At 65.4% G+C, this 16,046-nt stretch carries 12 protein-coding genes; 10 read left to right on the forward strand and 2 right to left on the reverse strand.

Features of this window, described 5'->3' with window-relative positions; translation table 11 throughout:
• The first annotated feature begins 19 nt into the window (after positions 1-19).
• The 8 genes from leuS to Verru16B_RS16830 all read left to right on the forward strand — a co-directional run bounded on the left by leuS (position 20) and on the right by Verru16B_RS16830 (position 10,597).
• The gene (leuS, locus tag Verru16B_RS16795) at positions 20-2,590 is read left to right on the forward strand and encodes a leucine--tRNA ligase (RefSeq protein ID WP_069963369.1); all 2,571 of its coding nucleotides are present in this window, start codon (positions 20-22) and stop codon (positions 2,588-2,590) included.
• Between the two features lie 110 nt (positions 2,591-2,700).
• Positions 2,701-3,684, forward strand: a complete 984-nt coding sequence (locus Verru16B_RS16800) for a FecR family protein (protein ID WP_069963370.1) — start codon at positions 2,701-2,703, stop codon at positions 3,682-3,684.
• Positions 3,685-3,686: 2 nt separating this feature from the next.
• Positions 3,687-4,847, forward strand: a complete 1,161-nt coding sequence (locus Verru16B_RS16805; protein ID WP_069963371.1) for an outer membrane beta-barrel protein — start codon at positions 3,687-3,689, stop codon at positions 4,845-4,847.
• Positions 4,848-4,855: 8 nt separating this feature from the next.
• Complete coding sequence (locus tag Verru16B_RS16810) at positions 4,856-5,455, forward strand: polysaccharide biosynthesis/export family protein (protein WP_069963372.1); 600 nt, start codon at positions 4,856-4,858, stop codon at positions 5,453-5,455.
• A 9-nt stretch (positions 5,456-5,464) separates the two neighbouring features.
• The gene (locus tag Verru16B_RS16815) at positions 5,465-7,642 is read left to right on the forward strand and encodes a GumC family protein (protein WP_069963373.1); all 2,178 of its coding nucleotides are present in this window, start codon (positions 5,465-5,467) and stop codon (positions 7,640-7,642) included.
• A gap of 193 nt (positions 7,643-7,835) precedes the next feature.
• Complete coding sequence (locus Verru16B_RS16820; protein WP_069963374.1) at positions 7,836-8,675, forward strand: LpxI family protein; 840 nt, start codon at positions 7,836-7,838, stop codon at positions 8,673-8,675.
• Between the two features lie 226 nt (positions 8,676-8,901).
• Entirely contained in the window at positions 8,902-9,372 is a 471-nt protein-coding gene (locus Verru16B_RS16825) for a bifunctional nuclease family protein (RefSeq protein WP_069963375.1), read from the forward strand.
• Between the two features lie 211 nt (positions 9,373-9,583).
• Positions 9,584-10,597, forward strand: a complete 1,014-nt coding sequence (locus Verru16B_RS16830) for a tRNA-dihydrouridine synthase (protein ID WP_083270546.1) — start codon at positions 9,584-9,586, stop codon at positions 10,595-10,597.
• A 35-nt stretch (positions 10,598-10,632) separates the two neighbouring features.
• Here the strand turns inward: Verru16B_RS16830 and Verru16B_RS16835 are convergent, their stop codons facing one another.
• Together Verru16B_RS16835 and sppA are read right to left on the reverse strand one after the other, a co-directional pair.
• Positions 10,633-11,175 carry an iron-sulfur cluster assembly protein gene (locus Verru16B_RS16835; RefSeq protein WP_069963376.1) on the reverse strand — a complete coding sequence of 181 codons (543 nt, stop codon included), beginning with the start codon at positions 11,173-11,175 and terminating at the stop codon, positions 10,633-10,635.
• 9 nt (positions 11,176-11,184) lie between these two features.
• Positions 11,185-13,032: a signal peptide peptidase SppA gene (sppA, locus tag Verru16B_RS16840; RefSeq protein WP_069963377.1), complete on the reverse strand. Its 1,848-nt coding sequence runs from the start codon at positions 13,030-13,032 to the stop codon at positions 11,185-11,187.
• A gap of 181 nt (positions 13,033-13,213) precedes the next feature.
• Here sppA and Verru16B_RS16845 point away from each other — a divergent pair, with 181 nt between their 5' ends.
• Entirely contained in the window at positions 13,214-14,728 is a 1,515-nt protein-coding gene (locus Verru16B_RS16845) for a nicotinate-nucleotide adenylyltransferase (RefSeq protein WP_069963378.1), read from the forward strand.
• Positions 14,729-14,783: 55 nt separating this feature from the next.
• Positions 14,784-15,731, forward strand: coding sequence for an alpha/beta fold hydrolase (locus Verru16B_RS16850; protein WP_083270442.1), 948 nt, complete (start codon positions 14,784-14,786; stop codon positions 15,729-15,731).
• Positions 15,732-16,046 lie beyond the last annotated feature (315 nt).

The raw sequence follows: 16,046 nt of genomic DNA on the forward strand, positions 1-16,046 counted from the left end.
AAAGTGACCGTTTACCCACATGGCCGCCACTTCCTGCAAAGAATACGACTTCCTCACGATCGAGCCGCACTGGCAGGCGGTCTGGGAACAAGCCAAGCCCTTCCGCGCCGAAAACGGCTCGACCAAGCCTAAGTTCTACGTGCTGGACATGTTTCCCTACCCGTCCGGCGCCGGCCTGCACATCGGCCACCCCGAGGGCTACACCGCCACCGACATCCTCGCCCGCTATAAGCGCGCCCGCGGCTTCAACGTGCTCCACCCGATCGGCTGGGACGCCTTCGGCCTGCCCGCCGAGCAGCACGCCGTGAAGACCGGCACCCACCCGGCCGCCAACACCCAGAACAACATCACCAACTTCCGCCGGCAGATCAAGGCGCTGGGCTTCAGCTACGACTGGGACCGCGAGGTCGACACGACCGACCCGAAGTACTTCCGCTGGACCCAATGGATCTTCCTCCAGCTCTTCCGCAAGGGCCTGGCCTACGTCGACGAGCGCCCCGTGTGGTGGTGCCCGGAACTCCGCACCGTCCTCGCCAACGAGGAGGTCGTGGACGGCAAGTCCGAGGTCGGCGGTTTCCCCGTCGAGCGCCGCAACCTCCGCCAGTGGGTGCTCCGCATCACCGCCTACGCCGAGCAACTGATTGACGGCCTCAAGGACGTCGACTGGCCCGACTCCACCAAGCGCATGCAGGAGGCTTGGATCGGCCGCAGCGAGGGCGCCGAGGTGCTGTTCAAGCTGGCCGATGCCACGCTCGGCGACCTGAAGATCTTCACCACGCGCCCCGACACGCTCTTCGGCTGCACCTACATGGTCCTCGCCCCCGAGCACCCGCTCGTGCCGTCGCTGACCACGCCCGCCCAGCGCGACGCCGTCGAGGCCTACCGCAAAAAGACCGCCGCCAAGAGCGACGTCGAGCGCATGTCCGACGCCTCCAAGGAAAAGAGCGGCGTCTTCACCGGCAGCTACGCGATCAATCCCGTCAACGGCGCCCAGGTCCCGGTGTGGATCGCCGACTACGTTCTCATGGGCTACGGCACGGGGGCCATCATGGCCGTGCCCGCCCACGACGAGCGCGACTACGAGTTCGCCCGGCAGTATGACCTGCCCATCCCGCGCGTCATCGCCGCGGCCGACGGCAGCGACACCCTGCCCTACACCGGCGACGGCACGCTGATCAACTCGCCGGGCTACGACGGCCTCGCCTGGCCCGAGGCGAAAAAGAAAATCTCCGCCGACCTCGCCGCCCGCGGCATCGGCCGGGCCACGATCAACTACAAGCTCCGCGACTGGCTGTTCTCCCGCCAGCGCTACTGGGGCGAGCCGTTCCCCATCGTCTGGGTCAGCGAGGCCGACTACCGCCGGGCCGCCGTCCTGCGCCCCGACCTGCCCGCGCAGCCGGTCACCTTCATCGAAAACGGCGCCACCCAGTTCGCCCTGCCCCTGCCGGAATCCTCGCTCCCGCTCGTACTGCCGGAGGTCCAATCCTACCTGCCCAGTGGCACCGGCGAGAGCCCGCTGGCCAACGTCACGCCCTGGCTCGAGATCTGGCTCAACGTCACGACCGGCGCCAGCCTGCCCGCCACCGCGGCCCAGCCCGCCGGCGAGGCCTGGGTCCGCGCCCGCCGCGAGACCAACACCATGCCGCAATGGGCCGGCTCCTGCTGGTATTACCTGCGCTACCTCGACCCGCAGAACGCCGGTGCCCTCGCCAGCCCGGAGGCGCTGAAATACTGGGGCGTGCCCGACCTCTACGTCGGCGGCGCCGAGCACGCGGTGCTCCACCTGCTCTACGCCCGCTTCTGGCACAAGGTGCTCTTCGACCTCGGCCTCGTGCCCCAGGCCGAGCCGTTCACGAAGCTCTTCCACCAGGGCATCATCCTCGGCGAGGACGGGGTCAAGATGTCCAAGAGCCGCGGCAACGTGGTCAACCCCGACGACATCATCCGCGCTTACGGCGCCGACACCCTGCGGCTTTACCTCATGTTCCTCGGGCCGCTCGACGCCATGAAACCCTGGAACCCCAAGGGCATCGAGGGCGTGCACCGTTTCCTCAAGAAGGTCTGGCGCGAGTGCCTCGACGCCGAGGGCGCGGTCAACCCCCGCATCGCCCCCGACGCCACGCTCACGGCCGAGACCGCGAAGCTGCTCCACGAGACGATCAAGAAAGTCGGGGACGACTACGAGAACCTGCGCTTTAACACCGCCATCTCCCAGCTGATGATCCTGGTGAACGCCCTGCAGAAGGAGCCCTCCCTCCCGCGGCCGGTCGTCCTGGACCTCGTCCGGCTCCTCGCCCCCCTGGCCCCGCATCTCGCCGACGAACTCTGGGCCCGCCTCGGCGAATCCGGGGCCGTCATGGCCGCCGGCTGGCCGGTTTTTGACCCGGCCAAACTGGTCGCAAGCACCATCACCATCGTGATCCAGGTGAACGGCAAACACCGCGGCGATGTGCTGGTCGACCCGGCCATTAACGAAGAGGCCCTAATGGCCCTAGCCTTGGCCCATGAAAAAGCCGGCCCCCATCTGGCCGGAAAAACTATTCGCCGTACAATTTATGTAAAAGGCCGGTTGATAAATTATATTGTATGAGTAGGTTAGGAATGTATCTACGGGAATACACGTATTTGATCTTGTCATAGGTGTAACACCCTAGTTCTGTCGGGAGGAATCAAGGGTCAGCACCTCAACAAGCATCGGCTATGAAAACGAATCTCCCTCATCTCCTCGTGTTCTGCGCGCTGTCCGCGCTCGTCGCCGCTCCCGTGGCGCTCGCCCAGCGTTCGCTCGGCAAAAAGAAAGGCCCGACCAGCAAGCTCTACCTCGCGGAGACCGTCGGCGAGAGCCAGATCCAGAACGGCGACAAAATCTACACCGCCCGCCAGGCCACCGCCTTCGACGCCCCGGGCACCGTGATCGAGACCAAGGCGGGCGCCCACAACGCCCTCGTCTACTCCAACGGCACCGGCATGTTCGTCGACGAAAACACCCGCGTGGAAATCGACCGCTTCGTGCAGGAACCTTTCCGCCCGGACCGCGACAACCAGCGGCTCGACACGCCCATCGAGCCCTCCATCTCGCAGAGCCAGGTGCACGTGGCGACCGGCGCCGTCGGCATCTGCACCAGCCAGCTGATCTCGGGCAGTTCCATGAATTATTCCACGCCGCACGGCAACGTGAACATCCGCGGCGGTCGCGTCTCGATCGAGACCAGCGATGATGTCACCTTCGTCGATCTCCTCGACGGCGACGTCACCGTGCGCGGCAGCGGCGGGCGCGACGTCGGCGGGCAGATCCTCCGGGCCGGAGAACGCGCCACCATCACTCCTTCCCGCACCGGCGGCCAGCCCACCATCACCGTCGGCCCGATCCCGCAGGCCGCCCAGCAGGCCGCCGACAACCGGACCGAGACCGCCTGTAACGCCAAGAAGACCGTCACCTTCGATGTCATTGAGAAGAAAGCCGAGCAAGGCCTCGACGTTCCGGAGGAGACCCCCGTCACCGAGGACCCCGCCGCCCCCGCCCCGCCCCCCGCCGAGGAAGGGACCGGCAACGGCGAGACCGAGGCCGCCGGGGATGAGGCCGCCGGCGCCGAAAGCGATCAGGAGATCGTCGTCCGCCCCACCGTGCCCGAGGAACCGCCCACTAACATCGTGATCAGCCCTGACCGCCTCCCCGGTACCTGAGCTTGAAAAACCCACGCCCATCCGCCTCTCGCTCCGACCGCGGCCTTCTGGCCCGAGCGTGCACCGTCGCCCTGCTCCTGGCCCTGCCGCATACCGCCAGCGCCCTGCTGAATATTGATGGCTCGCGCAACCAGGTGTTCGTCTTCGGCGGCGTCACCTTCGGCTACAACTCCAATATGTTCGCCGAGGCGGATGGCCGGGGCGACTACTCCGTTTCCGCCAGCGCCGGCGTGGAACTCAAGCGGCGCGCCGGCATCATCGCCGTCAACCTCACCGCCAAGGCCGACTACGTCACCTACGGCACCTACCGCGACGAGAACAGCCTGAATCCCAGCCTCTACCTGGAATTCAACAAGACCACCGGCCGCACCACCGGCGCGCTCACCCTCAACGCCTACCGCGAGACCCGCTCCGACAGCGCGGTCAACCTGCGCACCACCACCTGGAATTTCCCGCTCGGCCTGAGCCTCAAATACCCGGTCAACGACAACCTCTACCTGACCTCCGCCACCGGCTTCCTCAGCCGCAGCTACAGCGACAACTCCACCCTCGTCGACTACCGCGATTACAGCCAGGCGGTCGACGCCTACTACGTCTACACCTCCAAGCTCGACCTGCTCGCCGGCTACCGCCTGCGCAACTCCACCACCTCCATCGGCGGGCGCACCACCGACCACTGGTTCAACGTCGGCGCCACCGGCGGTCTCTTCTCCAAGCTCTCCGGCACCGTCCGCGTCGGCTACCAGGTGCGCGATGTCCGGGCCGGGCTCGGCGAGACCTTCGACCACTTCAACGCCTCGGCCTCCATCAACTGGCCCGTCACCCGCAAGTTCATCCTCGGCGGCTCCCTCAACCGCGACTTCAACACCATCGCGACCGGCGCCTCGGTCGACTCCACCAGCGCCGCCCTCCGCGCCAACTACACCTTCTCCCGCAAGCTTGAGTTCTCCGCCGACACCGCCGTGGGCCGCAACGAGTTCCTCGGCCGCAACGAGCTCCCGCGCACCGACACCTTCTTCACCTGGGGCGTTGGCGCCTCCTACCGCACCAACGAGCATTTGCAGATCGGCGCCTCCTACACCTATTTCCGCAACTGGTCGTCCCTGAGCTTCTCCGACTACGACAGCCACGGGTTCTCCCTCGACGTCTCCAGCCGCTACTGATCCCGCCCATGAAACGAGCCTCCGTCCTCCCCCTGTTCCTCCTGCTCTGCCTCCCCGCCCTCGCCCAGGTGGCCGACAAGAAGAACTACGTCCACACCCTGGCGCTCGCCGATCGCGTCCGCATCGCTGTGTTCCAGGAGGATGACCTCACCAGCCTCAGCCGCGTCGACGCCCGCGGTCGCGTCAACCTCCCCCTCATCGGCGAGATCGCCATCGGGGGCCTGACCGTCGTCGAGGCCCAGGCCGCCATCGAGAACGCCTACAAGGAAGGCCGCTACCTCCGTAATCCTCAGGTCACCGTCAGCGTCGAGGAATATGCCCCGCGCGAGGTCTCCATCCAGGGCCGCATCCGCAACGCCGGCCGCTACACCCTGCCCATCGAATCCACCCTCTCCGTCGTCGAGCTTGTTACGAAGGCCGGCGGCATCGACGACATCGGCAAGGGCTCCGCCGTCACGGTCACCCGCATCATGCCCGATGGCTCAAGGAAAGTCTTCACAGTGGACGTGGATAGTGTCATCAAGGGCAAGAAAGACAGCAAATCTGATGACTCGACCATGCTCCTCCAACCCGGTGATATCGTGTACGTGCCCGAGCGTCTGATCTAAAAACCACCGATGTCCGTCCCGGATTCCCCGCCATCCAGCTCCGCCGCCCAGCGCGCCGCGTCCTTGCATGGCAACGACCATCAGGTCGTCGAACGCCGCTCTCTCCGGGACTATTACATCATCCTGCGCGAACGCCTCTGGATCGCGCTGCCCGTCGCCCTCCTCGTCTCGCTCTCCGTCGGGTACTACAAGGCCCAGGAGACGCCCATGTACTCCAGCGTGGCCACCATGCAGTTCGAGCGCCCCGAGCGGGTCGTGCAGAACGAGCAGGTCGTCGACACCTCCGTCCGCTCCGACGTCGACCTTAACACCTACATCCAGATCCTCACCAGCGGTCGCCTCCGAACCATGGTGTCCCAGTCGCTGACCCCCGAGGAAATCAAGATCCTCCAGCGCCCCTACCTCAAGGACCTCGCCCCCGGCGCCAACCCGCCCCCGGTCGGCGGCCTCCTCGGCAGCATGGCCCCCCAGTCCGTCCGCAACAGCTTCCTGATCAACATCAGCGTCACCAACCGCGACCCCGAGGGCGCCGCCCTCCTCGCCAACCGCTACGTCGAGCAGTTCATGCGCTACCTGCTCGAGAACGTCGGCGGCAAGAACGAGTTCGCCGTCGACTACCTCAAGACCCGCGCCGAGGAGCTCCGCAAGGAATCCGAGATCGCCGAGGGCCGCCTCCAGGACTACCGCCGCAAGCACAACCTCGTCTCCCTCGACAACAGCATCAACATCATCAGCGAGCGCCTGCGCACCATCAACGCCACGCTGACCAGCGCCCGCCTCAGCCGCATCGACCTCGAGAACCTCCTCGGCCAGATCGAGCGCATGCAGCAGGCCGGCGGCAACCTGCTCGAGATCGGCTACATCACCGCCTACGGCAACATCGCCGCCCTCAAGACCCAGCTCGCCGAGCTCCAGAACCAGCAGTCCCTCCTCGCCGAGCGCTACCTCGAGCGCCACCCCAAGATGATCAGCGTGGCGAACTCCATCGACGTCATCGCCGCCCAGATCCAGAACGACATCGCCCAGTCCCTCTCCGACCTCCGCACCCAGTACACCAAGGTCAAGGAAACCGAGGCCTCCTATCAGAAGGAATACAAGGAGGCCGAGATGGGCCAGCTCCGCCTCGGCGAACTCTCCGTCGAGTTTAAGAGCCTCGAGAACCAGGCCACCGTCGCCAAGAACAACTACATCGAGATCCTCAACCGCCTCAACCAGGTCACCACCTCGAAAAACCTCGAGAACATCCCGGTCAAGCCCCTCGACCGCGCCCTGCCCGCCGGCGCCCCCTTCACCCCGAATATTCGCAGCATCATCAAGACCAGCATCGGTCTCGGCCTCCTCGTCTTCGCCGCCGTCGCCATCGGCCTCAGCTTCATCGACGACCGCGTCAAGAGCGCCTGGGACATCGAAGGCTTCATCGGCGCCCACCTCCTCGGCATCATCCCCGAGCTCGGCGACGTGCCCGACACCGAGAAACACTCCCTCGTCAACAGCAACAAGACCTCCCCCGGCTCCGAGGCCTTCCTCAGCGTCTACAGCGCGGTCAAGATCCAGTCCAAACTCGATTTCCCGAAGTCCGTCCTCGTCACCAGCACCATCCCCGGCGAGGGCAAGACGATGATCAGCTGCAACCTGGCGGCCTCCTTCGCCCGCCACGGCAAGCGCGTCCTCATCATCGACTGCGACATGCGCCGCCCGATGCTGCACCGCCACTTCAAGCTCACCAACGAGGTCGGCCTGATCGCCTGGTTCGAGGCCGGCGCCAAGATTCCCGCTGACCCCTTCACCGACGCCGCCCTCGGCCTCGCCAAGGTCGACGAAAACCTCTACCTCCTCCGCTCCGGCGGCCGCTCCAAGAGCCCCACCGAGCTGCTTGAGAACCCTGTCTTCGGCCAGTTCATCGAGGCCATGAAGCAGCACTTCGACCTTATCGTCGTCGACTCCCCGCCGATGGGCGCGGTCACCGATTCCCTGCTCATCTCCGAGCGCACCGACGAGATCATCTACGTGTGCCGCTTCAACCGCGCCTACCGGAAACACATCCGCCTTTACATCAAACAGCTTCGCGAGAGCAAAAACGAGCTGCTCGGCATCGTCCTCAACGGCCTCTCCCCCCGCCGCATCGAGTACTACTCCAACTACCGGTACTACCGTAGCTACAAGAAATACTACGGCTCCCAGTCTTGATACTTGTAGGGCGGGGTCTCCGAACCCCGCCACTCCCCGCCGCACCCCGCCCGGTGCGGCTTTTTTATGCCTCCTGTAGGGCGGGATCGCCGAATCCCGCCTGCCTCCCTCCTGGAGCGCGGCGACCCCGCCCGCGTCTTCCCCCCGCCGGACCCTGCTTGCACGCCATCCGTTCCCCCGCCATCACGTTACCGTGCCCTCCGCCTTCCTGCCCCCGGATTTTAACCCCGCCCGCCCCGTCGTCCTGATCGCCGGCCGCGGCAACTACCCGGTCATCACCGCCGCCGCCATCCGTGCCGCCGGGGTCCCCCTGCGCTTGATCGCCATGGACGATGAGACCGAGCCGGGCCTCATCGCATCCTTCCCCGCCGCCGAACGCGTCACCCTCAACGTCGGCCAGATCGGCAAGATGCTCGACACCCTGAAAGCCTTCGGCGCCGGCTACGCCCTCATGGCCGGTCAGGTGAAACCCAAGAAACTCTTCCACGGCCTCAAGCCCGACCTCAAGGCCGCCTCGATCCTCATGGGCCTCAAGCGCCGCAACGCCGAGACCATCTTCGGCGCCATCGCCGCCGAGATCGGCAAGCTCGGGGTCACCCTGCTCGATGCCCGCGCCTTCATTGACGACCAGCTCGCCACCCCGGGCAACATGGCTGGCCCCAAGCTCCCGACCGATGAGGAATACCTCCACCACGGCATCACCATCGCCCGCGAGATAGCCCGCCTCGATATCGGCCAGGGCTGCGTCGTCCGCAAGGGCACCGTCCTCGCCGTCGAGGCCTTCGAGGGCACCGACCCCATGCTCCGCCGCGCCGGCACCTTCAAGACCGACGAAACCCTCTTCGTGAAGGTCGTGAAACCCGCCCAGGATTTCCGCTTCGACGTCCCCGTCTTCGGCCTCCGCACGCTCGCAACCATGCATGAGGCCGGCCTCGCCGCCGCCGCCCTCGAGGCCGGCAAGGTCATCGTCCTGGAAAAACCCGCCGTCCTGAAACAAGCCAAGGCCCTCGGCATCTGCCTCCACGGCTTCTGAGTCCCGTCCGCCCGTTTAGGGCCAGTCTCCGACTGGCCCAGATCGACCCCCCTGTGGGAGCATGCTCGCACGCGACTGTGATTTGCCCCCAGCCAATCCCCCTGAGCCCAGCCGAAGGCCTCCGCCCTCCGTCCTCTGTATTCCCCCCAACAACCAACAACCAACAACCGCGCGCGCAGCGCGCACCCCAGCTTGCACTTTCCCCCCGCGCCCGCATTTTCACCCCATGCCCGCTGATATCACCGAGGTTACGATCAAAGGCCTGATGCCCACCGCCAATGGCTGTGCCGTCTTCCTCGGCAACGACGACAAGACCTTCGTGATCTACGTGGACCCCAGCGTCGGCAGCGCAATCTCGATGACGATCAACGGCGTGAAAAAAGAGCGTCCGCTCACCCACGACCTCATCGGCCACCTCTTCCTCGGCTTCGAGATCAGCCTGGAGCGGATCATCATCAACGACGTCAACGAGGGCACCTACTTCGCCCGCATCATCCTGCACATGCAGAACGAGCTCGGCCGCAAGTTCCTCGAACTCGACGCCCGCCCCAGCGACTCGATCGTCCTCGCCCTCCAGCAGAAGCGCCCGATCTTCGTCGCCGCCAAGGTCTTCGACGCCGTCGAGGACATGAGCGAGATCCTCGAACGCGTCCTCAAGCAGCAAAAGGAAGAGGGCAAGGAAGAGTCCGACGAGTAGCCGGCCCTTCCCGTGGGCCCGCGAGCTCGCTCGCGCTCTTCCCGCCGCCGGCGCATCCCAGCTCGCCGGCCCAGCCCCCCGCCAAACTCTCCTTGCCTGTCATTCCGGGCGCAGCGAAGAATCCCGCCGCTTGATTCCCGCCCCCTCCACGCCCTCCCGCGCCCTCCCCGCCGGCCACCTCCCCGGCCAGCCCCTGTCCGCGCTGGCCCCGATGCAGGACGTCACCGACCTGGCCTTCATGCGCGTGATGGCCCACTACGGCGCGCCCGACTACTTCTTCACCGAGTTCTTCCGCGTCCACGCCCAGTCCCGTCCCGAGAAGCACATCGTCCGCTCCCTCGTCGAAAATCGCACCGGCCGCCCCGTCTTCGCCCAGCTCATCGGCGAGGAAATCCCCCACATGGTCCGCACCGTGCAGGACCTCCTCCGCTACCCGGTCGCCGGCATCGACCTCAACATGGGCTGCCCCGCCCCGAAGATCTACAAGAAGAACGTCGGCGGCGGCCTTCTCCGCGACCCCGCCAAGATCGACGAGCTCATCGGCCGCCTGCGCGACGCCGTGCCCGGGCTATTCACCGTCAAAATGCGCATCGGTTTTGACTCCACCGAGAACTACGAGCGCATCCTGGCCCTGATCAACAAGCACGGCGTCGACCTGCTCAGCGTCCACGGCCGCACCGTCAAGGAAGGCTACCGCAGCGAGGTCCATTACGATTTCATCGGCACGGCCGCCCGCACCGTGGGCCGCCCCGTCCTGGCCAACGGCAACATCACCTCCGCCGCCAAGGCCTCCGCCGTCCTCGCCGAGACCGGCGCCGCCGGCGTGATGATTGGCCGCCACGCCATCCGCAACCCCTGGATCTTCCGCCAGTGCCGGGAGCGTTTCGCGCACACCGCCGTCTTCTCTCCCACCCTCGCCGACGTCCGCGAATACGTCGACCGCCTCTACCGCGAGACGCAGACCCCTGACATCCCCGAGGCCGCCCACGTGGCCAAGATGAAGAAATACCTGAACTTCGTCGGCCAGAGCGTCGACGCCGAAGGCCGTTTCCTCCACGACATGCGCCGCGCCATGACCGAGGCCGAACTCTTCGCGGTCTGCGACCGCCACCTGCTCACTGAGCCGGCCAAGACCTTCGCCGACGAGCCCTACCCCGGCATCATTGCCCGCCCGAACTGCGAGACCCCCACCGAGAGCTGCTCGCTGGACACGGTGACCGCCTGACGTTGGAGGAGCCGGCGCGGAGCGCCGGTTCCTCCTCACTCAATCCCCAGTACCTTCCGCCCCGTCTCGGAGATCATCGTCGGCACCCACTGCGGGTCCCACACGATATGCACCTTGGCCGACTCGACCGTCGGCAGTTGCGCGATCTTCGACCGCGCATCCTCTGCGATCACCGGCCCCATGCCGCAGCCCGGCGCCGTGAGCGTCATCTTGACCTCGATGCTGTGCCCGCCCGCCGCCGTCTTCTCGATGGCGAGATCGTACACCAGCCCGAGATCCACGATGTTGACCGGGATTTCCGGGTCGAAACAGGTCTTGAGCGAGGCCCACACGGCCTCTTCCGAAAACGTCGTGGGCGCCGCGCTCGCCGCCGCCCCTTCCGGCGCCGGGACATACCCCTCGATCAACCCCGCGTTCTCCTTGGCGATCTGGAACAACCCCTGGTCGGTCCGCACCGTGACGTTGCCGCCCAGGGTCTGGGTGATGAACACCTTCGTGCCGGCGCTCAGGCGCACCTTGTCGCCGGCGGGGATGACCGTGGCGGGACAGTTCTGGGATAGCGTCAGCTCTTGATTCATGCCCCCAACTTAGTTCAGCCGGAGGTCAAAAGGCAACCGGGCATAAAGGCCCTGCGGGTCGTTGAACTTCCCGAGCGCCCGCAGTTCTTGCATGGCATCCTTGATCAACACCCCGGCCGGGCCGCCGAAGGTCTTTTCCCGCTGCCGCGGGTCCAGCGCCTCGGTGAAGGACTCCGCAAACTGCTTCGGCCGCGGGTACTCGGACACCCGGAAGCCATCCCCGAGCTTCGCCTCCCCGGCGGCATGCTTCAGGGCGGCATCGAGGCCGCCGATCTCGTCCACCAGGCCGAGCTTGAGCGCCTCGCTGCCGGACCATACCCGGCCCTGCGCGATTTCCTCGACGGTCTTGCGTTCCAGTTTCCGCTCGGCGGTCACCTTGCTGATGAACTGCTCGTAGATCCAGTCCACCGAGCCCTGGATCAGCGCCATTTCCTCGGGCGTCTTCGGCCGCGTGACCGTCAGCGCATCGGCGTATTTGCCGGTCTTCACCGTGTCAAAGGTCAGCCCGAGCTTGTCCGTGAGGAGGGTTTGGAAATTCAAGAGGATGCCGTACACGCCGATCGAGCCCGTCACGGTCGTCGGCTCCGCGAAGATGCGGCCCGCCGGCGCCGAGATCCAGTACCCGCCCGACGCGGCATAACTGCCCATCGACACGACCACGGGCTTGGCCGCCTGCAGCAATCGCACCTCGCGGCCGATGGCCTCGGACGCGGTCACGCTGCCGCCGGGACTGTTCACCCGCAGCACCACCGCCTTGATCCCGTCGTCCTGCCGCACTTGGCGCAGCAACCGCGCGGTCTTGGCGCCGTAGACATACCCTTCCTCGTTGCCCATGCCGTCCACGATCACGCCCTCGGCGTAGACGATGGCGACCCGGCCTTTCTCGCCGGAGCCGAGCTCGATCTTCTCGCCCGACGACCGCCGGGCGGCCAGCCCGCTGCCGCCCACGAGCCGGGCATATTCCTTCAGGTTCACCTGCTTGAAGGGCTCCTTGGATCCCTTCCGGCCCGTGGCCGCCTTCAGGTCGTCGAGCACCTCGTCAAAATAGGCGATGCGGTCCACCAGCCCCGCCGCCTTGGCGTCGTCGGCCCGGATGAACCCATGCGCGTCCACCACGCGCTGCAGCGACCCCGCGGGCAGCTTGCGCCCGGTCTCGATCGTGACCGTCAGGTCCTGCCAGAGATCGTCGATCAGCTTCTGCACCTGCTCGCGGTTCTCGGCGCTCATGTCCTTGCGCGTGTAGGGCTCGACGCCGCTCTTGTACTTGCCCACCCGCGTGACCTGCACGCCGACGCCGAATTTCTCGAAGGCGCCCGCAAAAAACATCGGCTGCGACGCCAGGCCCGGCATGGCCAGCGCGCCATACGGATCGAGCGTGATCTCGTCCGCCGCGGACGCCAGGTATACATCGCGCGTGCGCGCCACGCTCAGGTAGGCCTTCACCGGCTTGCCGGCGGCCCGGAAGGCCGCGATGCCTTCGTGGACCTCCTTCAACGCGGCAAAACCCGAACCATAGGATCCCGCCTGCACCGATCCGACGAGAAACAGCCCCTGGATCGACTTGTCCTGTGCCGCGGCCTGCAGCGCCCGGGTGACCTGGCGGAGCTGCAGGTGCCCGCGGGACTCGCTCCCCAGCGCCTCCATCAGCTCCTCCAGCCCCTCGTTCTGGGCCGGCGTGTCGAGGATGTTGGCCGACAGGTCAAAGACCAGGTAGGAGTCGTCCTGCACCGCCACGGGCTTCTTCTGGCCCAAGGCGACCAGCGCACCGAGGAGCAGGAAGCTGAGCACGACGCCCCCCAGCAGGAGGACGAGCAGCGCGGACAGGGTGGCAAAAAACGAGGTGAAGAAATTCTTCATGGCCGGAAGCTAAGCCGCCCCCCCGCTCCCGCCAGCGAAAAACGCCCCGCGGCCGGTCCCTCGGGACGGGCGGGGTCGCTCCGCGATAAGCGGTTGTGTTACCTATCGGTCAAATTTTCCCGCACCTTAACCTGGCTAGACATTTGCTTGTGCCGATAATACCTTTCCCACCCGTAAAGCCATGAGCGACAAACAGGAACTGCTGACCACCAACCGTAAGGCGCTGACCATCAATCTGGACGGCACCCACTACGGCACCATCGCCGAGATCGGGGCCGGTCAGGAGGTCGCCCGGGTCTTTTTCCAGGCCGGTAGCGCCTCCGGCTCCATCGCCAAGACCATGTCGGCCTACGACATGACGTTCAGCGACGCCATCTACGGCAAGGCCCCCCGCTACGTCTCCCGCGAGCGCCTCGAGACCATGCTCGGCACCGAGTACAAGCTCCTCAAGGAGCGCCTGGCCGAGAAACGCGGCGAACGCACCTGCTTCTTCGTCTACGCCGACACCGTCGCCACCGCCAGCGCCAAGAGCGGCACCAGCGGGCACGGCTGGCTCGGCATCCGCTTCCAGACCAAGCCCCACGAGGAACCGAGCGACATCCTGATCCACGTCCGGACCCTCGACAAAAAGAACATCCTCCAGCAGGAGGCCCTCGGCATCGTCGGCACCAACCTCATCTACGGCGCATTCTACTACCGGGACCAATCGGAGAAATTCATCCAGTCGCTCGCCGACAACGTCGGCACCGACCGCGTCGAGGTGGACATGCTGAAATTCAGCGGTCCCGCCTTCACCCACATCGACAACCGCATCCTGTCGCTCCACCTCGTGAAGCACGGCCTGACCAACGCCGTGATGTTCTCCCCCAGTGGCGACGTCCTCCAGCCCTCCGAAGTCATCTACAACCGCCCCGTCCTCGTCGAGCGCGGCAGCTTCCGGCCCGTCACCCACGTCAACGTCGACATGCTCAACTGCGCCACCGCGCAGTTCCTCCAGGAGCCGATGGTCAAGGGCAAGGACGTCGTCGTGCTCATGGAGATCACGATGAACAACCTCCTCGCCGAGGGCTCCCTCGACGAGCAGGACTTCCTCTCCCGCGTGGACATGCTCGGCCACATCGGCTTCACCGTCCTCATCTCGAACTATTCCGAGTTCTACCGCCTCGTCTCCTACTTCCGCCGCTACACGAAGGAGATGATTGGCGTCGCCATGGGCATCAACAACCTCCTCGAGATCTTCAACGAGAAGTATTACGAGAACCTCGAGGGCGGCATCCTCGAGTCCATGGGCCGCATGTTCCGCCACGCCGTGAAGCTCTACGTGTACCCGATGCAGCAGGTCGCCTACGACAGCTACCTCAAGACCGGCCAGCCCTCCGAAGCCGGCCAGGCCCATGTTGCCCACGCCTTCGCCGCCAAGGTCCTCATCACCGCGCGCAACCTCACCGTCGCCGACCGCCTGCGCAACCTCTACGCCCACCTGCTCGAGAACCACTACATCGCCTGCATCACGGGCTTCAACGAGGACTACCTCAGCATCTTCTCCCGCGACGTCCTCCAGCGCATCAAGCACAACGACCCCGCCTGGGAGAAACTCGTCCCCGCCAAGGTTGCGGAAGTCATCAAGCAGCGCGGCCTCCTCGGCTACGGCAAGCCCGCCAAGCCCGTCGCAGCTCCCGAGACGGTCTCCAAGTAGGGCGCGTCTCCAACTGGCCCTGACCGCACAGTTCGCCCCCCTATAGCGGCGGTCTATGCCCGCCGTCTGTTTCCGAAAATCAAAAGGCGACGATGATCCACCTAGCCAAAGGGCACGAATGCCATTCCGCGCGCGCAGCCTGCTGAAGGCAACTTTGGCTGTGGCCATTTTCGCAGGTCTTGCGATCGCGATCATCCACCAACTCCGCGCCAGGGCGGAACTCGCCCAGGATTGGTATCAGGGCAACACCGAGGAGATCCAGCCTCCCAAGGCCCAGTTTTATGTCACCGTGGATAAGGATGTGCGCGTTCAAGTCGTGGATTGGGGTGGCTCCGGACGTCCCCTCGTCTTTCTACCGGGGCTGGGGTCCACCGCCCGCTCGGCCTTCGATCGGTTCGCCCCGAAGTTTGTTTCCGGGTATCACGTGTATGGCATCACCCGACGTGGATTTGGCAGCTCCAGTCGCCCGGACACCGGTTACTCGGCGGACCGACTGGGCGATGACGTCGTCGCCGTGCTTGATGCGCTGAAGCTCCACCAGCCTGTGCTGGTGGGGCATTCCATCGGCGGACAGGAGTTGAGTTCGGTCGGGTCCCGCTATCCGGAACGCATTGCGGGATTGGTCTACCTGGACGCCGCCTACGATTACGCGTTCTACTCGCCGACGATCCCCGAGAGAAATACCCCGCTAAATCCAAAACTTCCGGCCCCGGTCAGGGCAATACTCGAGGGCAAGAAGCGGTACACCGACCTCCGCGTTCCCGTCCTCGCCATCTACGCCATCCCGACGGATTTAAGCTGGCGGTATCCGAACGATCCCTCGGCCTTGGCGAAAGCGGAAGCGGAAGAAATCGCCCGAAACGGCCCCCAGGCGCAGGCGTTTGCAAAGGGCGTTCCGTCGGCGCGCGTGATCAACATTCCTCGCGCCAATCACTTTGTGTTCTTTTCCCATGAAGATCGGGTCTTGCACGAGATGCGGACATTCCTTGAAACGCTCCGTTAAGTTCCATGCCTGCGATTTTCGGCCAGGAAGGGACAGAATTAGCTGAAAGAGGCAACGCGCGGTAATTCACCGCAATCCGTATCGCCAAGCTCCACTCAGCATTTCCCGTAATTCATCAGCCTTCGCCAAGGCTACGGCTGACAAGAAAGGACTCACTCCGCACTCGCCCGCGCTTGTCTCATCGGTGATGCTCAGCCAAATCCGCAAAGGCAAAAGCCGAGTATAAAAATGAAGGTCCCCCTGACTGCCTTGTCCATGACCGCCTTCGCGATCACTCAGGCGAGTGATCAAGCTTTCGACCGGCCGAGTCCTGTT

It is taken from the genome of Lacunisphaera limnophila, from assembly GCF_001746835.1.
Lineage (GTDB): Bacteria > Verrucomicrobiota > Verrucomicrobiia > Opitutales > Opitutaceae > Lacunisphaera > Lacunisphaera limnophila.